Raw genomic sequence first — 24,050 nt, 5'->3', positions numbered from 1 at the left:
GCGGGGGGACCCGTCCGGTGCCGTCGCGCGTACCTCGTTCCTCGTCACGCTCACTCCCGCCCTCACCTCATGCTCCGGTCGAGCTGGGGCAGCCGGCCCAGCTTCCCCGTGTGCCATGTCTCGCCGCCCGTGCTCTCCCACGCCCGGAACGGCAGCCCCCACTCCTCGCACAGGTACTGCGCGACGAACCGCCCGCCCGCCGCGACCCGCACCAGCCCGCCGCCGGTGAACCACTGCCCGGCCAGCGACAGCCCGGCCAGCCCCGGCAGCCGCAGCCGGTCCTTGTCGATCAGCCCCTGCACCAGGTCCTCGGCGTCCGTGAAGGACTTCCAGCCGAGAATGGAGCCGCCCAGATTCCCGGTGTAGCGCTCGGTGGTGACGGGGGTGGCCACATCGGTCACCTCGACGCGCGCCGCGATCCCCGGATACCGGCGCTCCAGGAATTCCCGCACGAATTCCCCGGCCTTCTCCTTGCGCGCCCGGTAGGCCCGGCGATCGGTGCGCCGCAGGGTTTTCCAGGAGGTGTAGTCACTGAAGTACGTGCAATGGATCACCGATTTCCCGGGCGGCGCGAGTCCGTCGGAGAACCGGGACCGCAACTGCACCACCAGACTGTTCTGGAGCACCCCCGGCAGCCGGGCGCTGTCGGCGTCGGAGAGCAGATAGGTCGCGCTGTGCGGGGCGTCTGCCGGGACATCCCCGTCGAACCCGACGAACACCGACACCACCCCCGGGTACACCGACTCCGGCGCCTGCGGCAGCGTGTCGAACAGCCGCCGCACCCGGGAGCTGGAGTACCGGCCGTCCAGCAGCCGGTCCAGCGTCGTGGCGCCGTCGCAGGCCGCCACCACATGGTCGGCGTAGTGCCGTTCACCGCCGCGCAGCTCCACCCCCACCGCGCGCCCGTCCTCCACGAGGATCCGCTCCACCCGGGACCGGTAGTCGATCCGGCCGCCCAGCGAGGTGTAGCGCTCCTCGATGGACCGGGCGAGCCCCAGCGAACCCCCTTGCGGGAAGCCCGTGTTGGACCGGTGCGCGCCCGCCATGTTGAACAGGTACGGCATCAGCGGGAAGACCTCGTGGTCCTGGAAGAAGATGTACGGCAGCGCCCGCCGCAGCAGCGGGTCCTCGAAGCGGGCCGCGAACGCCTCCATCGAGGTGCCCGCGGTGCGCCGCAGCAGATTCAGCTTGGGCAGGATCTTGCGGGCCGCCCGCCCCTTCTCCCGCAGCGTCATCAGCGGGGCCGGTTTCAGGAACGAGAACAGATCCAGGTCGCCGAAGCCCCGCAGATCCCGGCAGAACCGCCGGATCAGCCGGGCGTCGGCGGGGGACAGGCCCAGCAGATGGGCCTCCAGCCGGTCGGGGTCGTTGTAGAACGCCACCGAGCGGCCGTCGGCGTCGACCACCGTGTTGAAGATGTCGAAGTTGCGGATCGTCTTGCCGTCCAGCGCGCCCAGTTCCCGCCACACCCGGTGGGCGTCGTTGCCGGGGGCGGTGCCGATCAGCCACTCGATGCAGTAGTCGAAGACATAGCCGTCCCGGCCCCAGGCCGTGCAGCAGCCGCCGGGCAGGACGTGCTTCTCGAAGACCCGGGTCTCCATCGCGCTCATCTGGCCGTAGCAGCCCGCGGACAGCCCGCCGACCCCCGCGCCCACGATGATCACCCGGGGCGGCTGCCCCGCCGTCCGCGTCCGTGCCTCCCAGGGCACCCGCCGGTCACGGCGCATGAGGGGCCGCCTCCTTCGTCACTCCGGCCGGAGTCTGGCCCTGCTCCCCGGCGCCGGTCAGCCCGGGGTGGGAGGGGCTGGCGGTGGGGGCTGGTGTGGGTGCCGCCGCCCCCGTGGCCGTCGCCGTGGCCGTCGCCGTCGCTGTGGATGTGGGTGTGGGTGTGGATGTCGGTGTCGCTGTGCGTTCGATGCGGGGTGCCTGTGGCTGCTCCAGCACCGAGGTGCGGGGCAGCGGGCCCGGCAGCGCGGCCCGGCCGCGCAGGGAGGGCCGCCGCACCGGGGCGGTGGGCGCGGCGGGTCCGGTGGGCGGGGTGGCTTCGCCGGGGACGGTCGGCACGGCGGGGGCGGTCGTCAGGGCAGGGCCGGTGGGCTCGTACGGGTCGCCCGGTGCCGCCGGTTCGACCACCACCGCGCCGGTCAGCACCTCCCGGACCAGGCCCGCGTTGTGCTCCACGCACCCCGGGTCCAGCATGTCGGCGTGGGTGCCGGCGCCGCGCAGTACCTCGGTGCGGACCGTGGACGTGCCGTGCCAGGTGCCGCGCTCCCCGGCCGCGTAGAACGCGGTCTTCAGCTCGTCGGAGATCACCGTGACCCGCGCCCGGACCGTGCCGGTGTTGGGGGTGCGACCGCTGAACCCGATGTAGTCGCGGGCCTGTTCCAGGGTCTCGCGGGCCACCGCGTCCGAACCGGTGTGCTTGCGCAGATGCTCGCTCAGCTCCTGCTCGAAGGCCGCCAGGTGCTCCGGCCCCGGGGTGAACGCGGCGTCGATCCGGTACGAGTCGAGAATCACCACGTCGGAGACCTCGCGCCCGCGCCGCTCCAGCTCCTTGGCCACCTCGAAGGCCAGATTGCCGCCCAGCGAGTAGCCGAGCAGCGCGCACCGGCCGGCCGGGCGGAGCGCCTCGACCAGATCGGCGTACCGGGCCGCCTTGCCGTCCCCGGCGAGATAGTTGAACGCGATCAGCTCGTACTCGGGGAGCCGGTCCGCGAGCCGCCGGTACACCAGGCCGTGGCCCCCGGCGGGCGGGAAGCAGAACACCGGCTCGCCCGCGCCCGGGTGGAAGGCCAGGTAGGGCTGCGAGCCCGGCAGGCGGCCGGTGACGATGTCCTCGACCGTGCGGGCCATCCCGTGCAGGGTCGTCACCTGGAACAGCCTGCTGACCGGCACGTCCACCCCGAACTCGGCGCGCAGTCCGTGGATCAGCTCGATCAGCTTGATGGAGCTGCCGCCCGCCTCGAAGAAGTCGTCCTGGAGCCCCGGCGACTCCAGCGCGAGCAGCGCCCGCCACAGCTCCGCGGTACGGGTCTCGTACAGGGTGACCGGCGGCTCGTACGCCTCCTCGCCGGTGAGGAACCGGGGGTCGGGCAGTGCCGCCACGTCGACCTTGCCGTTGGCGGTGAGCGGCAGCGCGGGCAGCTCGGTGAAGGAGGACGGGATCAGATAGGTCGGCAGCCGCTCGCCTAGGTCCCGGCGCAGGTCCCGCCAGTCCAGTTGGTGGCCGGGCGCGGCGACCCCGTACGCGCACAGGGTGTTCTCGCCGCGGGCGTCCGGCCGGACCACCACCACCGCCCGCTCCAGCTCGGGCCTGCGGGCGAGCTGGGACTCGATCTCGCCCGGCTCCACCCGGTGCCCGGCGACCTTGACCTGGGAGTCCGCCCGGCCCAGCAGATGGATGGTGCCGCCGGTGTCCCAGCGGGCCAGGTCCCCGGTCCGGTACAGCCGCACCGGCCGCCCGTCCAGCTCGCGGACGGTGAACCGGTCGGCGGTCTGCGCGGCGTCGCCGAGATAGCCGAGGGCGACCCCGGCCCCGCCGATCCACAGCTCGCCCGCGACACCGGGCGGCACCGGCTCGCCGTGCCGGTCCAGGACATAGACCTCGGCGCCCGGGAAGGGGCGGCCGATCGGCACCATCCGGCCGGGTTCCAGGCCGTCGGCGGGGCCCTCGAACCAGGTGGAGTCGATCGTCGCCTCGGTCAGACCGTAGGAGTTCACCACCCGGGTGTCCGGGCCGCACAGGGCGCGCAGCCGCTCGTACTCGGCGACCGTCCAGGTGTCCGAGCCGACCGCCAGCAGCCGCAGGAAGTCCAGCCCCAGGCCCTCGCGCTCGCAGTGCGCCAGCAGCGCCCGCACCACGGCCGGGACGAACTCGGCGCCGTCCACGCCCTCGGCGCGCATCGCCGCGTACAGACGGCCGGTGTGGAACAGCAGCTCCCGGCCGACCGGCACCAGGGTCCCGCCCGAGCACAGGGCGCGCACCAGGTCACCGGTGAAGACGTCGAACGCCGGGCCCGCCATCTGGAGATGGACCCGCACCTCGTCCCCGAGCCGGTACGCCTCCTGCCAGCCCGCGTACGCGGCGGCCAGATTGCGGTGGCTGACCCGGACCGCCTTGGGCGTCCCGGTGGAGCCGGAGGTGTGGATGACGTAGGCGGGGCTGTCGAGGGAGACGGTCGGCTCGACCCCGCCGTCGTCGTCCGGCCCGTCCGGCCCGTCCGCCGGGGTGACGAGTCCGGTGTACGGGTGTCCGGGCAGCCGGTCGGCGCCCGCCGTGTCGACCACGGTGAGTGCCGCCCCGGCCCGCTCCACCAGCGACGCCAGCCGGTCGGCCGGGTTGCCCGGGTCCAGCGGCAGATAGGCGCCGCCCGCCCGCCACACCGCCAGCAGCGTCACGATCAGCTCGGGCGACTTCGCCATGCACACCGCGACCACCGCGCCCTCGCGCACCCCCAGCGCCCGCAGTTGCCCGGCCGCGCGGCGGCTGCGCAGCTCCAGCTCCCCGTAGGTCAGCCGGGCGCCGCCGTCCTCGGCGGGCATCCGCACCGCGAGGGAATCGGGCCGCCCGGCGGCGACCCGGGCGATCAGCTCGTGCACCGGCACCCCGGGACCGGCGGCCCGCCGCCCCGCGCCGCTCCACTCGCCGAGGATCCGCCGCCGCTCCGGCGCGGCGAGGAGCTGGAGCCGGTCCGCCGGGTAGGCGCCCGGCGCGCGGGTGAGGGCGTCCAGGACCTGGACGTAGTGCGTGGACAGCCGGCGCATGGTCTCCGGCTCGAACAGGTCGGTGTTGTACTTGAAGACGCAGTGGAAGCGCCGGTCCGCCTCGTCCTCGTACACCGACAGGGTGAGGTCGAACTGCCCCTCCTCCTCCGGGAGTTCGATGTACTCCAGGCGGTAGCCGTACTTCTGGGTGGCCACCTTGTGGGTGAGCAGGATGAACATCGCCTGGAACACCGCCGAGCGGCTCGGGTCGTGCTGGAGCCCCAGCTCCTCCACCAGCAGCACGAACGGGTACTCCTGGTGGTCGAGCCCGCCGAGCACCACCTCCCGCACCCGCGCCAGGAGCTGTTCGACGGTCGGCCCGTCGCCCAGGTGCACATGGAGCGGCAGCGGATTGACGAAGTAGCCGTACACCGAGGAGAACTCCTCCTGGGTGCGGCCGGTGACCGGGCTGCCGACGATGATGTCGTCCTGCCCGGAGTAGCGGTGCAGCAGCACGTAGTAGGCGCTGATCAGCACCATGAACACCGTCACCTGGTGCTCCCGGGCCAGGTCGTGGACCCGGGCGCTCAGCTCCTCGTCCAGGACGAAGAACTCCGACGCCCCGTTGTGGGTCTGCACCGGGGGGCGGGGCTTGTCGGTGGGCAGGTCCAGGACCGGGACCTCGGCCGGGAGGTGCGCTTTCCAGTAGTCCAGCATCCGGCGTGCCTCGGGGCCCGCCAGGAAGCGGTTCTGCCAGTTGAGGAAGTCCAGATAGCGGGCGGCGGGCGGGGGCAGCTCCGGGGTGCGGCCCCGGCGCAGCGCCTCGTACACCGCGAGGAGTTCCTCGATGAAGGTGAACGTCGAGATGGCGTCCGAGACGATGTGGTGGACGGCCTTCATCAGCACCCACCGGTCGTCCGCCCGGCGCAGCAGCCGCAGCCGCACCAGCGGATCCCGCTCCAGGTCGTACGGCTTGCGGTACTCGCGCACGATCAGCGCGTGGATGTCGTCCCAGGCCAGGCCCTCGACGTCGAACAGCGCGAGGTCCGCGCGGGCGGCGGCCTCGGCGGCGGGCGCCACCCGCTGCACCGGACGCCCTTCCTCGGGCACGAACGTGGCCCGCAGGCTGGGATGCCGGGCGACGAGGGTGCGGAACGCCTCGAACATCAGCTCCGGGTCCAGCGCCACCCGCACCTCGACCGCGCCGCCGATGTTGTAGGCGAACCCGTCGGGGTTGAGCTGCTTCAGGAACCACAGGGCCTTCTGGTTCTGGGTCAGCGGATGCCGGGTCTCGTCCTCGAACAGCTCGACCTCGGCCCCGGTCCCCGTCTCCGAGCCGTCGGCGACCAGGTCCCCGAGCCCCTCGTGCAGCCGCCCGACCAGCTCGGCGACCGGTGATGCGCCCAGCAGGGTGACGACCGGCAGGGCGAGCCCCAGTTCGGCCTGGATACGGGAGCGCAGCTCCATCGCCAGCAGCGAGTCCAGGCCCAGCGCGCCCAGCGCCGCCGACGGCTCGACCCGCTCGGCCGGCACCCGCAGCACGCCCGCGACGACGGCCGTGAACCGCTCGGCGACCAGCGCCCGCCGCTCCGGCTCCCCGGCGGCCCGGAACGCGTCCAGGAACCCGCCCTGCTCGCCCCCGGCCCCGGCGCCCGCCCCGCCCCCGGCGGCGGCCAGCTCCCCGACCAGCGGCGGCGGTACCGGGTACCAGGCCAGGAACACCGGCCAGTCCACCACCGTCGCCACCAGCAGCCGCGCCCGGTCCTGCCCGATCACCCGCTCCAGGACCGCCATCCCGGCGTCCGGGGACAGCGAACTCATGCCCCGGTTCGCCCGGTAGTGCTCGATCAGCCCGAGTTCCTCGATCATGCCGGTCGCCCAGGGACCCCAGTCGAGGCTGAGGCCGGGCAGCCCGCGCGCGCGGCGGTGCTGGGCCAGCGCGTCCAGGAAGGCGTTGCCCGCCGCGTAGTTGGTCTGTCCGGCGGTGGTGAGCAGCGAGGCGATGGAGGAGAACAGCACGAAGTGGTCCAGCGGTTCGTCCGCGAGCTGCCGGTGCAGGGCGTACGCCCCGGCCACCTTCGGGTCGTGCACGGCCGCGAACGTCTCCCGGTCCATCTCCGGCAGCAGCGTGTCCCGCACCTGCCCTGCGAGGTGGAACACCCCGCGCACCGGCGGCGACTCCAGCGTCCGGTACTCCGCCAGCCACGCCGCGAGCGCCGCCTCGTCCGCCACGTCCAGCGGCGCGAGCACCGGCTGCGCCCCGAGCCCCTCCAGCTCCCGTACGAAGGCCACCGCCCGGCCCGCGGGCGAGGCGGGGTCGGTGTCCCGCCACGCGGTCCGCTCCGGCAGCCGGGTCCGGCCGACCAGGATCAGCCGCCGCGCCCCCCAGCCCACCAGCGCCCGGCACAGCAGCCGCCCCAGCGCGCCGAACGCGCCGGTCACCAGATACGCCCCGTCGGCCCGCAGCCGCAGCGGCAGCGGCCGGGTCAGCCCGTCGACCGGCGTGAGACGGCTGGTGAACCGGCGTTCGCCGCGCACCGCTACCTCGTCCTCGGCGTCGCTGCCGGTCAGCTCCCGCAGCAGCGCCGCCGCGTCCGCGCGCGGGTCCCCGGCCGCCGGGTCGAGGTCGATCAGGCGCCCGCGCCGGGGGGTGAGTTCCTGCTGCCACAGCACCCGGCCGATGCCCCACGCCGGGGCGCCCGCCGGTTCCACCGGATCGCCGGGCAGCACCGCCTGGGTGCCCCGGGTGACGATGTGCAGCCGGCCGCCCGGCAGGGCCTGGGCCAGCGCGATCAGCGAGTATCCGGTGGCGCCGGACGCCTCCCGCAGCGCCTCGGCGCCGCCCGCCGTGTCCAGCGCGGGCAGATCCAGCGACCACAGATGCACGACCTCGTCGTACGGGTCCGCCCCGGCCGCCGCCAGTTCCCCGAACAGCCGCCGCAGATCCCCGGCCGACCCGGGCCGTACCGTCGACTCCCGTCCGTCCCCGGCCAGGCGGTAGGCGGCTCCCGGGCGCACCAGGTGGCAGTGGCCGCCCCGGTCGGCGATCAGCGCGGCCAGCGCGTCGGCCACGCCGTGCGCGTCGGCCAGCAGCAGACAGCGCGGGGCGCCCGTCGCGGCCCGCTCCTCATGGGGCCGCTCCCGCCAGGACAGGTCCGCGAGCCAGGAGTCGACGGTGCTCACGCTCACCGCCGCCGACGCCCGCTCCACATCGGCCGCCCGGAAGCCGCTCACCCGGCCCAGCGGGGCGCCCTCCTCGTCGTGGACAGCGATGTCACCGGTGAGTTCGCCGCCGTCCTCGCGGGTGACGACCGCGTGCGCCCAGATCGCCCGGTCGCCGACGGCCGCCATCCGCACCTCGGCGATCGACAGCGGCAGCCGGATCCCGCCGGACCCGCCCGAGCCCGCCAGCAACTGCGGGGTCAGCAGCGTCTGGAAGCAGGAGTCCAGCAGCACCGGATGCATATGGTGCTCCGCCGCGTCCGCGCCGACCGGCGCCGTCGGCCGGATCCGGGCCAGCGCCTCACCGGGCCCGATCCACACCTCCTCGATGCCCTGGAACGCCGGGCCGTAGTGGTAGCCCAGCTCCGCCAGCGCCGCATAGCACTCGGCCCCCGTCAGCCGCCGCGCACTGCGCGCCCGTACGGCGTCGGGGTCCAGGGCCCGCGCGCCCGCCGCGCGCTGCCCGGCCCGCACCACCCCGCGCGCGTGCACCGACGGCTCCCGGCCCTCCTCCCCGGACCCGCCGGCCACCGTGAACCCGGCGTCCTGCGGCGAGAACGAGAGCTGCACGCGCGCGCTGCCCGCCCCCTGCGAGGGCAGGAACAGCGCCTTGCGCAGCTCCACATCGGCGATCACCGCCTCACCGCCGCCGGTCAGCGCCCGCACCGCCTGCGTCGCCATCTCCACATAACCGGCCGCCGGGAACAGCGCGTTGCCCTGGATCCGGTGATCGTCCAGATACGGCAGCGCCTCGACATCGAGCCGCGCCTCCCAGACCGGCTCCGCCGTCGCCATCCGCCGCCCCAGCAGCGGATGGTCCCGCCGCCCGAGCCGGATCTGCTCGACGGCCCCCGGCTCGGTCCAGTGCCGGTCGCGCCGCCACGGGTAGCGCGGCAGCGGGACGATCCGCCCGCGCGGGTGCAGCGCCGCCCAGTCGACGGCCACGCCCAGGGTGTGCAGCGCGGCCAGCCCCAGCGCGAACCGCTCCCGCTCGCCCTCCTGCCGCCGGATCGACGGCACACTGCGCCCCTCGGCCCCCAGCGCCGCCAGGCACTCGGCGATGGAGTGCCCCAGCACCGGGTGCGGCCCGATCTCCAGGAACAGCCCGAACCCGTCCCCGACCAGCCGGTCCACCGCGTCCCGGAACCGCACCCCGTCGCGCACATTGCGCCACCAGTAGTCCGCGTCCAGCTCGGGCCCCTCGGCCCGCCCCTGCGCCGCCGCGGCCAGCCCGCCCGTCAGATACAGCGGCACCCGCGCCCGGCCCGGCTCCAGACCGGCCAGCGACGCCAGCAGCTCCTCCTTGATCGGGTCCATCCGGGGACTGTGGTACGGCACCCGCACGGCGAGGAACTTCGCGAACACGTCCCTCAGCCGCAGCGCCTCCGCCAGCTCCCCGAGCGCCGCCTCGTCCCCGGCCAGGGTGATCGCCGTCGGGCTGTTCACCGCCGCCACCGACACCCGGTCCGCGTACGGCTCCACGAGCCGGTCGGCCTCCTCCTCGGACAGGCTCACCGCGAGCATCGCCCCGGTGCCCACCAGCTTCTGCTGGAGCCTGCTGCGGTGCACGACGACCGTGCACGCCTCCCGCAGGGTGTACACCCCGGCCTCGTGGAAGGCGGCCACCTCACCGGTGCTGTGCCCGACGATCGCGTCCGGCCGCACGCCCCGGCTGCGCCACAGCGCGGCGAGACCCACCTGGACGGCGAAGTTGGCGGGCTGGGCGAGCCAGGTCTCCGCCATCCGGGAGTCGGCCTCGTCGGCGGCCAGCTCCTCCACCAGCGACCAGCCGGTCAGCTCCCGGATCTCCCGGTCGCACTCCTCGACCGCCGCCCGGTACACCGGCTCGGTCGCGAACAGCTCCCGCCCCATCGCCCACCACTGCGGCCCCATCCCGGTGAACACCCACACCAGCCGCGCGTCCGCCCGCCGCTGCCCGGTCACCACCCGCGGGTGCGCCTCCCCGCGCGCGGCGGCCTCCAGGGCCTGTGCGAGCACCTCCGGCGTGTCGTGCACCACCGCCAGGCGCGCGTCGAGATGCTCCCGGCGCCGGGCGAGCGTGAACGCCACGTCGGCCACCGCCGCGCCGCCCGCCAGCTCGTCCCGGATCCCGGCGGCGGCCCCGGCGAGCAGCTCGGGGTCCCGGGTGGTGAGCGGCAGCACCGAGAACCCGCCGGGCCCGGTGCGCTCCTCGTGCTCCGCGTCCTCCGCGTCCTCCGCGCCCCGGGCGCGCTCGGGTGCCGCCTCCAGCAGCACATGCGCGTTGGTCCCGCCGAACCCGAAGGAGTTCACCCCGGCCCGCGCGGGTCCCTCGTGTGCCGGCCACGCCACGGCCCGGGTCGGGATGCGGAACGGCAGGGCGTCCGCGTCGATCGCCGGGTTGAGCTGCTCCAGATTGATGTGCGGCGGGATCGTCCGGTGCTTCAGCGCCAGCGCGGTCTTGATCAGGCCGGCGATCCCGGCCGCCGACTCGGTGTGCCCGATGTTGGTCTTGACCGACCCCACATAGCAGTCGGCGCCCGGCTCCCGCCCGATGGCCAGCGCCCGCCCCAGCGCCCCCGCCTCGATCGGATCGCCGACCGGCGTGGACGTCCCGTGCGCCTCCACGTACTGGAGGCTGCCCGGCACCACCCCGGCCTCCGCGCACACCCGCTCGATCAGCGCCACCTGCGCGTCGGCGCTGGGCACGGTGATGCCGTTGGTCCGGCCGTCCTGGTTGACGCCGCTGCCGGTGATCACGGCGTGGATCGGGTCGCCGTCGCGCAGCGCGTCGTCCAGCCGCTTCAGGGCGACGATGCCGACGCCCTCGGCGCGCACATAGCCGTCCGCCGACGCGTCGAAGGTGCGGGAGCGGCCCTCGGGGGAGAGGAAGCCGCCCTTGGTCTCGGCGATGGTGTACTGCGGCGCCATGTGCAGCAGGGTGCCGCCGGCCAGCGCCAGACCGCTCTCGCCCCGGCTCAGGCTCTGGCAGGCCAGATGCACCGCCACCAGCGAGGAACTGCACGCCGTGTCCAGCGAGACACTGGGGCCGCGGAAGTCGAAGCAGTACGAGATCCGGTTCGACACCATCGTCATCATCGTGCCGGTCGCGGTGTGCGCGGCCAGGGTCTCGAAGCCGAGGTCGGCGAACTGGAGGATCTTGTAGTCCAGGGTGAACGCGCCGACGAACACCCCGACATCGGTGCCCGCCAGTTCGCCGGGCTTCTGTCCGCCGTCCTCCAGCGCCTCCCAGGCCACCTCCAGCAGCTTGCGCTGCTGCGGGTCCATATGGGCCGCCTCGCGCGGGCTGATGCCGAAGAAGGCCGGGTCGAACTCGTCGAACCCGTCGATGTACCCGCCGCGTCCGCCGACCAGCCGTCCCGGCGTGGCCTTGTCCCGGCTGCCCAGGGTCGCCGTGTCGTAGCGGTCCGGGGGCGTGGCCGTGAGGCAGTCTCTGCCGTCGACCAGGTTCTGCCAGAAGGTGCGGTGGTCGCTGGCGCCGCCGGGGAGGCGGCAGCCGATTCCGATGATCGCGATCTTGTCGCGGGGGACGGCGGGTGAGGGGTGGGACATGGCCGAGTCCTTGGTCTGTCTAGGTGTGAGCGCGTGAGCGGCACGCGCGGACACGGGGGGAAGGGCAGGGCGACGACCCGGCCGGGGGCCGGGCGGGGGCGGCCGTACGGGGGCGCGCGGGCGACAGGCGGTCGCCGCGTCGTGCGGACGGCACGGTGGGGGGTCCTGGTGGTCGGGTCCGGATCCGGCCCGGTGGGTTCGGACCGGTGTGTCCGGCCCGGTCGGTCCGATCCGGTAGGCCCGATCCGGTTCGGTTGATCCGGTTCGGCCCGTTCGGCCCGGTCCGTTGGGTCCGGTGGTCCGTTCGGTCCGGTCCGTCGGGTCCGTCGGGTCCGTCGGGTCCGCTGGAGGGCCGGTGGGTTGCCGGGCCCCGTCGGTCCGGTGGGACACCGGGCCTTCTCGGGCCGCCGGGCCGGGGACGGCCCGGCGGGGCCGGGGCGGATCGGGCCGCGCGGTCCGGAGCCGGTCAGCGGGTTCCGGACGGGCGCGGGGTCAGCGCACCGGGCCCCGCAGGGCCTGGGTGTGGCTGCTGAGCACGGCCTCGGTCCTGGGGAAGGACGTCGGGTCGCTCAGGCCCACCGCGCGGGGTCTGCGCTCCGGACACCAGGTGTAGCTGCCGAATATTCGGTCCCACACGGCGAGATCCGAACCGTAGTGACCGGCCTCCGACAGATCGGTGCTGTGGTGGAGCCGGTGCTGCTCCGGACCGGCCAGCCAGTGGTTGAGCCGGCCCAGGCGCACATCGATGTTGGCGTGGATGAAATAGCCCTGGGTGATGACGAAGAGGCCGACCACGAACACCGTGTCCCGGGAGAACCCCAGCAGGCTCAGCGCGAGTTGCACCCCGGTCTGCGCGAGCAGCACGTCCAGCACATGGTTGACGCCGTTGTTGGCCACGTTGACCTTCTCCGGCACATGGTGGACGCCGTGCAGCCGCCACAGCCAGCGGTTGGTGTGGCCCAGGCGGTGCACCGAGTAGCTGGCCAGCGAACCCACCAGCAGCGCGCAGGGGATCTCCACGGCGAGGGGGAGCGCCGGATCGGCCGGGGAGAGCACCGAGACCAGGGCGTCCACCAGCACCTGCGCGGTGATGCTGCCGATCGCGGTGAGCACGAAATAGACCCCGTACCAGCCCCATTCGCGGCGGGTGGGGTTCCAGGAGCGGTCATAGGGGATCAACTGCTCCAGGAGCACCAGATAGCCGATGACGGCGTACTGGAACACCGTGGTCGTCGGGGCGCGGTCGAGATCGAGGAGCAGGGCCGCCGCCGGAGTGGCGAAGGTCGCCAGCAGCAGCACGGGATAGGCCATCCGGCGCAGCCATAAGTGCGACCCCACGGACGACCAACCCCCTTCCCCGAACCCCGAGTTCCTCACTTCGAAGGTGCCCGGGACGACAGCCGGTAATCTTTTGACGACTAAGAGTGATTGTATGATCACGAGGTCAAAAGAGGGGTGGGGAGGGGGGAGGGGTGGAATTGGCGCGGCCGTCCCGCGGGCCGGTGCGTCCCTCGCGGTCCCTCGCGAGGTCCACCCCCTTCCGGGCCGCGGGCCGGCCGCCTCCCCCCTCGGAGTGGGCAGCGGAAAGCGCCCCCTGGGGGCGGGCCTCGGAAGGCCGGACCCCCAAGTGTGAAGCTCTGGTGGAGGAAAGTTGAGCATAGGTGCGTCATCGGCCGCAATGCCGCGGACCGGATAACTCCACTTGTGCGCCGGGTGAAGCGCGGCCCCCGGGGCGCCCTCAGCCGCGCCCGATGAACGGCATCCCCGTCGCCAGCACCGTCACGAACTGCATGTTCGCCTCCAGCGGCAGTTCCGCCATGTGCCGTACGGTCCGGGCCACATCGGCCGCGTCCATCACCGGCTCCGGGGCCGTCGAGCCGTCCGCCTGGAGCACCCCCGACTGCATCTTGGCGGTCATCTCGGTCGCCGCGTTGCCGATGTCGATCTGCGAGACGGCGATCCCGTGCGGACGGCCGTCCAGGGACAGGGACTTGGTGAGGCCGGTCAGGGCGTGCTTGGTGGCGGTGTAGGCGGCCGAGCGGGGGCGCGGGGTGTGGGCGCTGACCGAGCCGTTGTTGATGATCCGGCCGCCCCGCGGGTCCTGCTCCTTCATCTGCCGGTAGGCGGCCTGGGCGCACAGGAACGCCCCGTTGAGGTTGGTGTCCACCACATGCCGCCAGGCGTCGTAGGACAGCTCCTCCACCGGCACCCCGCCCGGCCCGAAGGTGCCCGCGTTGTTGAACAGCAGGTCCAGGCGGCCGTGGCGGCCGAGGACCGCCGCGAACAGCGCCGTCACGTCCTGTGGCCGGGCCACGTCCGTACGGACGACGAGCGCGTCCGTGCCCGGCGCCAGCGCCGCCGTCTCCTCCAAGGTCCCGGGCCGCCGCCCGGCCAGCGCCACCGACCAGCCGGAGCGCAGCAGTTCGACGGCGACCGCGCGGCCGATCCCGGAGCCCGCGCCGGTCACGACGGCGATCCGCGAGCCGGAGCGCTCCGCGCGCTCCCCGTGCACCTGGGTGTTCCTGGCAGCATCCATGGAGCCGCAGGGTACGGGATCGGGGGCGGTTCCCACCCCGTGGATGGAATTAAATATCCGTCATACGGAAATTGTGGCTTCGGGTGGGCTCAGCCGTTCTCGCCGGGGTAGTGGACGCCGACGCGGTCGCGGATCGTGTCCAGCGTCCGCATCACCGCGAGGGTGCCCTCCAGGGGGACGAGCGGGGACTCCTTCTCGCCCGCCCGCAGGGCCCGCATCACCTCGCGGGCCTCGTGCCGCAGCGTGGAGCGCGGACCCTCCGCCGGACCCAGGACGAACTCCTCGGGGTCGCGCCCCGCGCGGTGCAGCACGAACCGCTCCGGATGGAAGAACCCGCCCGGCACGTCGATCCGGCCCGCCGACCCCGTCACCGACGCCGCCGTGCCCGTCGCGCCCACCAGCGAGCAGTGCAGCGCGGCCAGCGCCCCGCCGTCCCAGGTCAGCACCGCGCCCGTCTGGAGGTCCACGCCCTCCTCGGACAGCACCGCGCTCGCCGTGACCCCGTCCGGCTCGCCCAGCAGCAACTGCGCGAACGACACCGGGTACACCCCGAGATCCAGCAGCGCGCCCCCGCCCTGCGCCGGGTCGCGCAGCCGGTGCGACGGAGGGAACGGACCGGCCAGCCCGAAGTCCGCCTGCACCGTGCGCACCTCGCCGACCGCCCCGTCGTCCACCAGCGCCTTCAGCCGCCGCACCAGCGGATTGCAGTACATCCACATCGCCTCCATCAGGAAGCGGTCGTGCTCCCGCGCCAGCGCCGCCAGCTCCCCGGCCTCGCGCGCGTTCAGCGTGAACGCCTTCTCGCACAGCACGTTCCGCCCCGCCGCCAGGCACATCCCGGCCGCCGCCCGGTGCGCCGCGTGCGGGGTCGCCACGTACACCACGTCCACCTCCGCGTCGGCGGCGAGCGCGGCCCAGTCGCCGTACGCCCGCGCGATGCCGAAGCGTTCCGCGAAGGCCCGCGCGGAGTCCTCGGAGCGGGACGCCACCGCCACCACCTCCGCCTCCGGCAGATCGATCAGATCCGCGGTGAACGCGGCGGCGATCCCCCCGGTCGCCAGAATCCCCCACCGCACGCCGCCGCCCTCGTCAGCCGTCATCGCCGCCGCTCCTCACCCCGGCCGTTCCCCGTGGAACCCCGGTCGCCCCGGACACTCCGTTCGAGCTGAGAGCATAGGTTCGGAACCGCACACCTAGGGAGGGGACCCGACATGCCCGACAGCCGGGCACACATACCGGATCCGACCAAGGCGACCGCGCCCGACCCGCGGTCGCCCGTCCGTGCCGCCCGCCGGACCGGGCTGCTGGTCACCCTGATCCTCGGCGGACTCACCGCCACGCCCCCGCTGGCCATGGACATGTACCTCCCGGCCCTCCCGGAGGTCACCGACTCCCTGCACGCGCCCGCCGCGACCGTCCAGCTCACCCTCACCGCCTGCCTCGCCGGCATGGCCCTCGGGCAGCTCGTCGTCGGCCCGATGAGCGACCGCTGGGGCCGCCGCCGCCCGCTCCTCATCGGGCTCGCCGTGTACGTCCTGGCCACCGCGCTGTGCGCGGTCGCGCCCAATGTCGAGACGCTGGTGGCCTTCCGGCTGGCCCAGGGCCTCGCCGGGGCCTCCGGGATCGTCATCGCGCGGGCCGTCGTCCGCGATCTGTACGACGGGGTCGACATGGCCCGGTTCTTCTCCACGCTGATGCTGATCTCCGGGGTCGCCCCCATCATCGCGCCGCTCATCGGCGCGCAGATCCTGCGCGGCACGGACTGGCGGGGGGTCTTCGTCGTGCTGGCCGCGGTCGGGGTGCTGCTCGCGCTCGTCGTCTGGGCCAGGCTGCCCGAGACCCTGCCGCCCGAGCGGCGGCACGCGGGCGGGGTCGGCGAGGCGCTGCGCGCGATGCGCGGCCTCCTCGGCGATCTGCCCTTCACCGGGTACATGCTCACCGGCGGCTTCGCCTTCGCCTCGCTCTTCGCCTATATCGCCGCCTCGCCCTTCGTCGTCCAGGAGATCTACGGCGCCTCCCCGCAGACCTACAGCCTGCTCTTCGGCCTCAACTCCGTCGGGCTGGTGATCTGCGGGCAGATCAACGGGCGGGTACTGGTCGGGCGGGTGCCGCTGGAGCGGGTGACGGCCGTCGGGCTGGCGGTCGTCGTCGCCGCGTCGGCCGCGCTGCTGCTCATGACCGCCGGGGTGTTCGGCGAGGCCGGGCTCGTGCCGGTGGCCGCCGGGCTGTTCGTGCTGATGTCCGCCATGGGCATCGTCCTGCCCAACGCCCAGACCCTCGCCCTGCTCCGGGTCCGGCACGCGGCCGGTTCCGCCTCCGCGCTGCTCGGTACGTCGTCCTTCCTGATCGGCGCCATCGCCTCGCCGCTGGTCGGGGTCGCAGGGGAGCACACCGCCGTCCCGATGGCCGTCGTCCAGTTGGCGGCGGCGCTGGTGGCCGTGGCCTGCTTCGCGGGTATGTGCCGCCCGTGGAGTGCGCGGACCGGGGCGGCGGGGGAGGGGCGCTGAGCGCGCCGCGCCTGCGCGACGGGACCCCGGAGCGGGCCGGGCTCGACCCCGCCGAGATGGGGCTGCTGGTGCGGGAGGTGCGCGACCTCACCCGGGGCGAGCACCCCTGGGCGCCCGGCGCGGTCGTCGTCGCCGGGCGGGGCCCGGTGGTCGCCGTTCGGGAGGCGGCGGGGCTGGCCGTCCGGTACGCGGCCTACGACCCGGTGGCCCGCCGGGGCGTCGAACTCCCGCCCGAGCGGCAGGTCCCGATGACCCTCGCCACCCCCTTCGACGTGGCCTCCCTCACCAAGCTCTGCACGGCGGTCGCCGCGGTCCAGCAGATCGAGCGCCGCACCCTCGGGATCGACGCCCGGGTGGGCGCGTACCTGCCCGAGTACCGGGCGCTCGCCCGGCACGGGGTGACCGTCCGCCACCTCCTCACCCACACCTCCGGGCTCCGCCCCGACGCCCCGCTGTACGCCTGCGCGGACGCGGCCGAGCGGCGGGCGCTGCTGCGGGCGCAGGCGCCGGTCGGTCCGGTGGGGGAGTACCGGTACTCCGACCTCAACATGCTGGTCCTCCAGCAGCTCCTGGAACGGGTCTCCGGGCGCGGTCTCGACGTCCTCGTCCGGGACGGGATCACCCGGCCGCTCGGGATGACCGGCACCCGGTTCGGGCCGTGCCCCGGGGCCGCCGCCACGGAGGACCAGCGGCGGCCGTGGGCCAAGGCGGACCGGGGGATGCTGCGGGGGGTCGTCCACGACGAGAACGCGTGGGCGCTCGGCGGGGTCGCGGGGCACGCCGGGCTGTTCTCCACGGGGCGGGATCTCGCGGTGCTGTGCCGGACGCTGCTCGCGGGCGGGGCGTACGGGCCCGCCCGGATTCTGGGGCCGGGGTTCGTGGAGCTGCTGTTCACGCCGCCGGGGCTGGGGTTCGCGGTGGACCAGGCGTGGTTCATGGGGGAGCTGGCGGGGCGGGGGGCCGTGGGGCACACCGGGTTCACGGGGACGTCGGTGGTGCTGGACGCGGCGACGGATACGTTTCTGGTGTTGCTGGCGAATGCGGTGCATCCGGTGCGGAAGGGGTTGGACAGCCGGCCTCGGGCTGCGGCGGGGACTCGGGTGGCGCGGGCTGTTCGTGGGGGGTGAGGTTTTTACCGGGTGGGGTGGGGGTGGGTGGGGGTTGGTTTCGGGGTGCGGGTGGGTGGGGGGTGGTTGCGCAGTTCCCCGCGCCCCTGAGAGGTGGGTGGGGTGTAGGGGTTGTTTGGGGGGTGCGGGGCGGTGGGGGGTTGTCGCGCAGTTCCCCGCGCCCCTGAGGCAGGTGCGGGTGGGTGAGGGCTGGTCGCGCAGTTCCTCGCGCCCCTTAGGGGGTGGGGGTGGGGGTTGGTTTTGGGGTGGGAGCTGAGAGGATTTGGGGGTGAACTTGGTGGGTGGGTCTGTGGGGGATGTGCTTCGGGGGGCTGTTGCCTCGATGTTCGACGGGGTGCCGTCGAAGGAGGCCGGGCGGGCCGTGGAGCGGCTGATCGGGGTGTACCGGGGGCGGACCCCCACCGACGCGCCGGTGCTGCGGGACCGGGCCGATGTGATCGCCTACGCCGCCTACCGGATGCCCGCCACCTTCGAGGCCGTCAGCGCGGCGCTCGGGGAGTTCGCCGGGGCCGTACCGGAGTGGACTCCCGGGTCGCATCTCGACATCGGCGGCGGGACCGGCGCCGCCACCTGGGCGGTCAGCGCGACCTGGGACGGCACCCGGCCGGTCACCGTGCTCGACTGGGCCGAACCCGCCCTCGCCCTCGGCCGGGAACTCGCCGCCGCCCGCCCGGAACTGCGCGCCGCCCGCTGGCAGCGCGCCCGGATCGGTGCCGGGCTCGATGTCGGCGCCGCCGATCTCGTCACCGTCTCCTATGTCCTCGGGGAGCTGACCGAGGAGGCCCGCGGTGCCGTCGTCGACGCCGCCGCCCGCGCCGGACAGGCCGTCGTCGTGGTCGAACCCGGCACCCCCGACGGCTACGCGCGGATCCTCGCCGCCCGGGAGCGGCTGACCGGCGCCGGGTTCCGGATCGCCGCGCCCTGTCCGCACAGCGCCGGATGCCCGATCGTGCCCGGCACCGACTGGTGCCACTTCGCGGCCCGGGTCAGCCGCTCCTCCCTGCACCGCCAGATCAAGGGCGGCTCACTGGCCTACGAGGACGAGAAGTTCTCGTACGTCGCCGCCACCCGCTTCCCGAGCGCGCCCGCGTCCGCGCGGGTCGTGCGCAAGCCGCAGATCCGCAAGGGGCAGGTGCTGCTCGATCTGTGCGAGCGGGAGGAGCGGCTCGGGCGGACCACCGTGACCAAGCGCCACGGTGATCTCTACAAGGCCGCCCGGGACGCCGCCTGGGGCGACCCCTGGCCGCCGCCGCCCCCCACGTCCTAGGGTCCTGGGGTCCTAGGACTCCGGGGTCTGCTGCTCCTCCCGCTCCCCTTGCTCGTCCCGGCGCTCCTGGAGTTTGCGCAGCAGTTCCCGCTTCTGGGCCTGCGCGTCCGCGCCCGCGCCGAAGCCGGCTCCCGCGCGGCCTCCGCGCAACTGCTTGCGGCCCAGGTTCTTGCGGGTGCCACCGACTCCGAGCATGTTTCCACCGCGGCTCATACCGGGCTCCTTCCGTCGTCCCAAGGTGCAGGCGAGACGTCTCGTCTCGCCGTCGTGCAGGGCTTCATCGTTCGCGAGACGCTGCGTCTTGTCAACCTGTTAAATTCGAGTCATGAGAGAACAGACGAAGTCCGGAGAGTCGAAGTCCGTTGCGAAGCCCGCGCCCGACGCCTCCCGTCGCAGTGAGAAGTCCCGCCGGGCCATCTACGCCGCCGCCCTGGAACTGGTCGGCGAGGCCGGATACGCCAAGACCACCATCGAGGGCATCGCCGCCCGCGCCGGGGTCGGCAAGCAGACCATCTACCGCTGGTGGTCCTCCAAGGCCGATGTGCTGATGGAAGCGTTCCTCGATCTCGCCGAGCAGACGAGCGAGCAGGCCGGCGGCGTCCCCGTCGACCACGCCCTCCCCGACACCGGCGATCTCGCCGCCGACCTCAAACTCGTCCTGCGCGCCACGGTCGACGAACTCCTCGACCCCCGCTTCGAGGTCCCCTCCCGCGCGCTGGCCGCCGAGGGTGTCGCCGACGAGGCGCTCGGCCGGGAGTTCTTCACCAAGCTCCTCGAACCGTCCCTCATGCTCTACGTCCAGCGGCTGCGCGCCGCCCAGGACGCCGGTGACCTCCGCCCCGGCGTCGACCCCCGGATCGCCCTGGAACTGTTCGTCTCCCCGCTCGCCCAGCGCTGGCTCCAGCACACCGGGCCCCTCACCCACGCCTACACCGACACCCTCGTCGACTACGCCCTGTACGGGATCGCCTCCCGGCCGTCGTCCGGCTCCGCCCCGTAAATCCCGGCAAGGCACCCGATGCCACCCACTCCGGATGCACTCCGGATGCACCCGGGATGTCGGCTCCGCACCCCCCGGAGCGCGCGAAGGTGCGACCATAGGGCATGCTGTCCGCACGACGGCGAGGCGAGGGGACAGATGAGCGCGGAGTTCGACGGAGGTACCGGCCGGCAGGGCAAACTCAGCCAGTGGCTGCGCGGACGCCGGCCGAAGGACACCGCCGCGGACGCCGTCGAGAGAGAGTCCCTGCTGCTCGCGGCGGCTGCCGCGGGCCTGCCGCTGGCGCCCGCCGCGCACCCCGCCCCGGGCTATCGGTGTTCCTGCGACCGGGTCGGCTGTCCCACCCCCGCGCGGCACCCGGTGTCATTCGCCTGGCAGACCCAGTCGACCACCGACCGCGGCCAGATCGAGCGCTGGGCCCGCCATCAGCCGCAGGCCAACTTCATCACCGCCACCGGCATGGTCCATGACGTGCTGGACGTACCGCTGGCCGCCGGGCAGCGGGCGCTGGAGCGGCTGCTCGCCGCCGGGATCGACGTCGGACCGGTCGCCGAGAGCGACGAGGGCCGCCTGCTGTTCTTCACCCTCACCCGCGGCACCCCCGACGACGAGGACGAGTGGTGGCCCTGCGAGCTGGACTGCCACCCCGAGACCATGGACGAGCACCCCGGCCTGCGCTGGCACTGCCGGGGCTCCTACGTCCTCGTCCCCCCGGCCCGGCTGCTCGGTGACGGGCGGCGGGTGTGGTGGGTACGCGGGCCGGAGCATCCGCTGCCCGATCCGCTGACCCTGCTGGAGCACCTCACCGACGCCTGCGCCCGCCACGCGGCCGAGACCGGCTCCGACACCGACCACGAACACCCGTCCGGGGCGTGGCCACTGCGCCGCTGAGGGCTTCCGCCCGAAAACCCCGCGTACCTCTTAACCGACCCCGAGGGCCACCCCCCCAGGGGCGCGGGGAACTGCGCGACCAGCCACCCACAACCCGCACCCGAGCCCGAGCCGCTCCCCCCACTACTCCCCCTGCGCCCCCGTCAACCCCTGGATCCGCCCCAGAAACGTCACCCGCTGATCGCCGGAGGCGTTCCGCTTCGGGGTGACGGCGACCTCGTTCGAGACGAACTCCATGGTCAGGGACTGCTTGATCTCGCCCTTGGTGAGGGCCAGGACCGCCTCGGCCGGTTCGGGGACCGAGGACCCGGTCGCCGCGGTCTGCTTCTCGAAGTGGCGGGTGGTGAAGAACACCATGGCCCCGCCGTCCTTCGTGCGCAGCGCGAGCGGGGCGTAGTCGCCCTCGGTGAGGGGCTCGTCGATGTACTGGGTCGCCAGACCGGGGCGGCTGGCGTTCTTCTCCCGGGTCTCGCGCCAGCCGCTGGTGTGCGGACCGGCCGCGAAGGTGTCCCCGCCGTCCTGGAGGTAGTCGGTGTAGTCCCGGCTCAGGTCCTCGGGGCGTACGGCGAGATCGGTCGCGCCGGGGGCGACCGGCTCGGCCCAGCCGTCGGCGTCCTTCGTGAACTCGGGCACCCGGCCCGGCGCGACCAGCGTCAGATACGTGGCCTCCCAGGGGCGGTCGAGGTCGTCGCGGGTGAACACGAACAGCCAGCGGCTGTCCCCGCCCTTGTTGGCGCGGGTGTCGGCGAGGAACCAGCGCGGCCAGCCGGCCTTCTTGGGGATGGTGAACTCGGCGTCCGACAGCTTCAGCGGAGTGTGGTCCGGGTTGCCCCCCGGGTTCGCCGCCTTGCCCGCGTCCAGCCGGGCCCCGTCGATCGCGGCGAGGGCGCCGGTGACATGGTCGGCGTCCAGAGAGCTGTCGTACGCCTTGTCGGCGGCGTTGTACGCGGCGGTGAAGTCCTTGAGGGCCTTGGCGGCCTCCGCGCGGGTGGTCGCGGGGACCACCTCGCGCTCGCCGTGCACCACCACGCATCCGCTCGCCGCCAGCGCCACGGCGGCCACGGAGACCGCTCTCAGGGTCCTCCGGCCGAACTGGTCAATCCTGCGGCGACTGCGCGGCGTTCGCGGGCCGCGATCCCTGGTCATCGGCTGACTTCACCCTCCCCTTCCCGGAGGCGAACCCTACCGGGGCGAAGAACAGTGCGAGTGTCGGGACCAGGTACAGCAGCCACACCGTGACCTGGAGGACGGTCGGGTCCGGCTGGAAGTTGAACACGCCCTTCAGCAGGGTGCCGTACCAACTGTCCGGGGGGATCGTGCCGGAGATGTCGAACGCCCGGTTCGTCAGGCCCGGCAGCCAGTCCGCCTCCTGGAGGTCGTGGAAGCCGTACGCCAGCACCCCGGCCGCCACCACGATCAGCATCGCGCCGGTCCAGGTGAAGAACTTGGCGAGGTTGATGCGCAGCGCGCCCCGGTAGAACAGCCAGCCCAGCAGGACCGCGGTGGCGATGCCGAGGGCGACCCCGATCAGCGGGCGGGGCGTGCCGTCCCCGGCCGCGCGCACCGACGCCCAGACGAACAGCGCGGTCTCCAGGCCCTCGCGCCCCACCGCGAGGAACGCGGTGGCCACCAGCGCGCCGGTGCCGACCGCGAGGGCCGCGTCCAGCCTGCCGTGCAGTTCCGCCCGGAGATGGCGGGCGGTGCGGCGCATCCAGAAGACCATCCAGGTCACCAGGACCACCGCGAGAAGGGAGAGGGAGCCGCCGAGGGCCTCCTGCGCCTCGAACGTCAGCTCCTGCGAGCCGAACTCCAGGGCGCAGCCGAAGCCCAGCGCCAGGGCGACGGCGACCGCGATCCCCGTCCACACCGGCCGGAGGGCGTCCCGGCGGCCGGTCTTGACCAGATAGGCGATGAGGATGCAGACGACGAGACTGGCCTCCAGCCCCTCGCGCAGCCCGATCAGATAGTTGGAGAACACGGTCGGCTACGCCCCTTCGGTCGCGGTGCGGTCATCGGTGAACAGTCGGCTGCCCCACCAGTCGTTCTCGTCCCGCACGCCCGGCGGGATCGCGAAGACCGCCGAACCGACGTGCTGGAGGTACTCGTTGAGCGCGTCCGTCGCCAGATTGCGCTGGACGGGGATGAAGCCGGTGCGCGGGTCGCGCTGGTAGGCGAGGAAGAACAGGCCCGCGTCCAGCCGCCCCAGCCCGTCGGTGCCGTCGGTGAAGGAGTAGCCCCGGCGCAGCAGGGTCGCCCCGCCGTTGGAGTCGGGGTGGGCGAGCCGGACATGGGCGGTGGGCAGCATCGCCTTGAGGAACGGTTCGTCACGCTCCTTCGCCCTTCCGACGGGGGCGCCCTCGCCCTTGTCGCGGCCGATGATGTCCTCCTGCTCCTTCAGCGGAGCGCGGTCCCAGGTCTCGATGTGCATCCGGATGCGGCGGGCGACGAGATAGGAGCCGCCGGTCAGCCAGGCGGGGCCGTCCTGCTCGCCGACCCAGACGAACTCCTCCAGTCGGTCCGTCTCGGTGCCCGCGATGTTGCGGGTGCCGTCCTTGAAGCCCATGAGGTTGCGGGGGGTCTGCGCCTCGGGTGTGGTCGAGGAGGTCTTGCCGAAGCCGAGCTGCGACCAGCGGACCACGACCCGGCCGAAGCCGATCCGGGCGAGGTTGCGGATGGCGTGCACGGCGACCTGGGGATCGTCCGCGCACGCCTGGACGCACAGATCGCCGCCGCCGCGGTCCGGGTCGAGCTTGTCGCCGGGGAACCTCGGCAGCTCGGCCAGCGCCTCGGGGCGGGCGTCCGCCAGACCGAACCTCCCGAACAGGGACGGCCCGAAGCCGACGGTCAGGGTCAGCCGGGAGGGCGGCAGGCCGAGCGCCTCGCCGGTGTCGTCCGGGGGCGCCTCGGGCATGCCGCCGAAGCCGCCCTCGCCGACCGGCTGTCCGGCCGTCATCCGCCGGGCGGCGGCCGTCCACTCCTTCAGCAGGGCGACGAACGCCGTCCGGTCCTCCGTCGTCACATCGAACGCGGCGAAGTGCAGCCGGTCCTGGACCGGGGTGGCGATGCCCGCCTGGTGCGCCCCGTGGAAGGGGACCGCCCCGCCGGCCGGGTCCGGGCCGTCGTCGCCGGGTCCGGCCAGGGCGACCGCGCCGCCCGCCGCCGCGGCCCCCAGCGCCAGCCCGGCCCCGCCCCAGCCGAGCAGCGCCCGCCGGGAGGGCCTGCCGGTGGTGTCGTCGTCCGTCAT

At 73.9% G+C, this 24,050-nt stretch carries 14 protein-coding genes; 5 read left to right on the top strand and 9 right to left on the bottom strand.

Features of this window, described 5'->3' with window-relative positions:
- Positions 1 to 62: 62 nt before the first annotated feature.
- From AB0O01_RS03690 to AB0O01_RS03670, 5 genes are all read right to left on the bottom strand, one after another.
- Positions 63 to 1,727 (bottom strand): NAD(P)/FAD-dependent oxidoreductase, encoded by a 1,665-nt coding sequence (locus AB0O01_RS03690; RefSeq protein ID WP_365310682.1) that lies wholly within the window; start codon positions 1,725 to 1,727, stop codon positions 63 to 65.
- Positions 1,717 to 11,478: an amino acid adenylation domain-containing protein gene (locus AB0O01_RS03685; protein ID WP_365310680.1), complete on the bottom strand. Its 9,762-nt coding sequence runs from the start codon at positions 11,476 to 11,478 to the stop codon at positions 1,717 to 1,719. The genes AB0O01_RS03690 and AB0O01_RS03685 overlap by 11 nt, the downstream gene beginning before the upstream one ends.
- Before the next feature lie 492 nt (positions 11,479 to 11,970).
- On the bottom strand, positions 11,971 to 12,789 hold the full coding sequence (locus tag AB0O01_RS03680; protein WP_365311222.1) for a sterol desaturase family protein: 819 nt from the start codon (positions 12,787 to 12,789) through the stop codon (positions 11,971 to 11,973).
- A gap of 427 nt (positions 12,790 to 13,216) precedes the next feature.
- The gene (locus tag AB0O01_RS03675) at positions 13,217 to 14,014 is read right to left on the bottom strand and encodes an SDR family oxidoreductase (RefSeq protein ID WP_365310678.1); all 798 of its coding nucleotides are present in this window, start codon (positions 14,012 to 14,014) and stop codon (positions 13,217 to 13,219) included.
- A gap of 89 nt (positions 14,015 to 14,103) precedes the next feature.
- The gene (locus AB0O01_RS03670) at positions 14,104 to 15,114 is read right to left on the bottom strand and encodes a Gfo/Idh/MocA family oxidoreductase (RefSeq protein WP_365310676.1); all 1,011 of its coding nucleotides are present in this window, start codon (positions 15,112 to 15,114) and stop codon (positions 14,104 to 14,106) included.
- 111 nt (positions 15,115 to 15,225) lie between these two features.
- On the opposite strand from AB0O01_RS03670, the gene AB0O01_RS03665 reads away from it, so the two are divergent.
- The 3 genes from AB0O01_RS03665 (at position 15,226) to AB0O01_RS03655 (ending at position 18,915) form a co-directional block, all read left to right on the top strand.
- Entirely contained in the window at positions 15,226 to 16,521 is a 1,296-nt protein-coding gene (locus tag AB0O01_RS03665; protein ID WP_365310674.1) for a multidrug effflux MFS transporter, read from the top strand.
- 56 nt (positions 16,522 to 16,577) lie between these two features.
- Positions 16,578 to 17,648 carry a serine hydrolase domain-containing protein gene (locus tag AB0O01_RS03660; RefSeq protein ID WP_365311221.1) on the top strand — a complete coding sequence of 357 codons (1,071 nt, stop codon included), beginning with the start codon at positions 16,578 to 16,580 and terminating at the stop codon, positions 17,646 to 17,648.
- 322 nt (positions 17,649 to 17,970) lie between these two features.
- Positions 17,971 to 18,915: a small ribosomal subunit Rsm22 family protein gene (locus tag AB0O01_RS03655; protein ID WP_365310672.1), complete on the top strand. Its 945-nt coding sequence runs from the start codon at positions 17,971 to 17,973 to the stop codon at positions 18,913 to 18,915.
- 12 nt (positions 18,916 to 18,927) lie between these two features.
- Here the strand turns inward: AB0O01_RS03655 and AB0O01_RS03650 are convergent, their stop codons facing one another.
- The gene (locus tag AB0O01_RS03650; protein ID WP_365310670.1) at positions 18,928 to 19,128 is read right to left on the bottom strand and encodes a DUF6243 family protein; all 201 of its coding nucleotides are present in this window, start codon (positions 19,126 to 19,128) and stop codon (positions 18,928 to 18,930) included.
- A 112-nt stretch (positions 19,129 to 19,240) separates the two neighbouring features.
- Between AB0O01_RS03650 and AB0O01_RS03645 the strand changes: the two genes are divergently transcribed.
- Positions 19,241 to 19,915 carry a TetR/AcrR family transcriptional regulator gene (locus AB0O01_RS03645; RefSeq protein ID WP_365310668.1) on the top strand — a complete coding sequence of 225 codons (675 nt, stop codon included), beginning with the start codon at positions 19,241 to 19,243 and terminating at the stop codon, positions 19,913 to 19,915.
- 138 nt (positions 19,916 to 20,053) lie between these two features.
- Positions 20,054 to 20,806 (top strand): bifunctional DNA primase/polymerase, encoded by a 753-nt coding sequence (locus AB0O01_RS03640; RefSeq protein ID WP_365310666.1) that lies wholly within the window; start codon positions 20,054 to 20,056, stop codon positions 20,804 to 20,806.
- 123 nt (positions 20,807 to 20,929) lie between these two features.
- On the opposite strand, the gene AB0O01_RS03635 is transcribed toward AB0O01_RS03640, so the two are convergent.
- Genes AB0O01_RS03635 through efeB form a run of 3 tightly spaced genes read right to left on the bottom strand, consistent with a single transcriptional unit; the run spans position 20,930 to position 24,050 of the window.
- Positions 20,930 to 21,952 (bottom strand): hypothetical protein, encoded by a 1,023-nt coding sequence (locus AB0O01_RS03635; protein ID WP_365310664.1) that lies wholly within the window; start codon positions 21,950 to 21,952, stop codon positions 20,930 to 20,932.
- The gene (gene efeU, locus AB0O01_RS03630) at positions 21,903 to 22,784 is read right to left on the bottom strand and encodes an iron uptake transporter permease EfeU (RefSeq protein ID WP_365310662.1); all 882 of its coding nucleotides are present in this window, start codon (positions 22,782 to 22,784) and stop codon (positions 21,903 to 21,905) included. Before efeU ends, AB0O01_RS03635 begins: the two co-directional genes overlap by 50 nt.
- A 6-nt stretch (positions 22,785 to 22,790) precedes the next feature.
- Positions 22,791 to 24,050, bottom strand: coding sequence for an iron uptake transporter deferrochelatase/peroxidase subunit (gene efeB / locus AB0O01_RS03625; RefSeq protein WP_365310660.1), 1,260 nt, complete (start codon positions 24,048 to 24,050; stop codon positions 22,791 to 22,793).

This window comes from Streptomyces sp. NPDC093252 (assembly GCF_040683675.1).
In the GTDB taxonomy this organism is placed as follows: Bacteria; Actinomycetota; Actinomycetes; order Streptomycetales; family Streptomycetaceae; genus Streptomyces.
The sequence above is the reverse complement of the archived record's forward strand: the minus strand, read 5'-3'. Positions and strand labels throughout refer to the sequence as shown.

Excerpts from the sequence above, each read along its gene's own strand:
- AB0O01_RS03665 (WP_365310674.1), top strand. The coding sequence starts at position 15,226 with ATGCCCGACAGCCGGGCACACATACCGGATCCGACCAAGGCGACCGCG.
- AB0O01_RS03675 (WP_365310678.1), bottom strand. The coding sequence starts at position 14,014 with ATGGATGCTGCCAGGAACACCCAGGTGCACGGGGAGCGCGCGGAGCGC.
- AB0O01_RS03650 (WP_365310670.1), bottom strand. The coding sequence starts at position 19,128 with ATGAGCCGCGGTGGAAACATGCTCGGAGTCGGTGGCACCCGCAAGAAC.
- AB0O01_RS03635 (WP_365310664.1), bottom strand. The coding sequence starts at position 21,952 with ATGACCAGGGATCGCGGCCCGCGAACGCCGCGCAGTCGCCGCAGGATT.
- AB0O01_RS03660 (WP_365311221.1), top strand. The coding sequence starts at position 16,578 with ATGGGGCTGCTGGTGCGGGAGGTGCGCGACCTCACCCGGGGCGAGCAC.
- AB0O01_RS03680 (WP_365311222.1), bottom strand. The coding sequence starts at position 12,789 with ATGGCCTATCCCGTGCTGCTGCTGGCGACCTTCGCCACTCCGGCGGCG.
- AB0O01_RS03670 (WP_365310676.1), bottom strand. The coding sequence starts at position 15,114 with ATGACGGCTGACGAGGGCGGCGGCGTGCGGTGGGGGATTCTGGCGACC.
- AB0O01_RS03685 (WP_365310680.1), bottom strand. The coding sequence starts at position 11,478 with ATGTCCCACCCCTCACCCGCCGTCCCCCGCGACAAGATCGCGATCATC.
- efeB (WP_365310660.1), bottom strand. The coding sequence starts at position 24,050 with ATGACGGACGACGACACCACCGGCAGGCCCTCCCGGCGGGCGCTGCTC.
- AB0O01_RS03640 (WP_365310666.1), top strand. The coding sequence starts at position 20,054 with ATGAGCGCGGAGTTCGACGGAGGTACCGGCCGGCAGGGCAAACTCAGC.
- AB0O01_RS03645 (WP_365310668.1), top strand. The coding sequence starts at position 19,241 with ATGAGAGAACAGACGAAGTCCGGAGAGTCGAAGTCCGTTGCGAAGCCC.
- AB0O01_RS03690 (WP_365310682.1), bottom strand. The coding sequence starts at position 1,727 with ATGCGCCGTGACCGGCGGGTGCCCTGGGAGGCACGGACGCGGACGGCG.
- AB0O01_RS03655 (WP_365310672.1), top strand. The coding sequence starts at position 17,971 with ATGTTCGACGGGGTGCCGTCGAAGGAGGCCGGGCGGGCCGTGGAGCGG.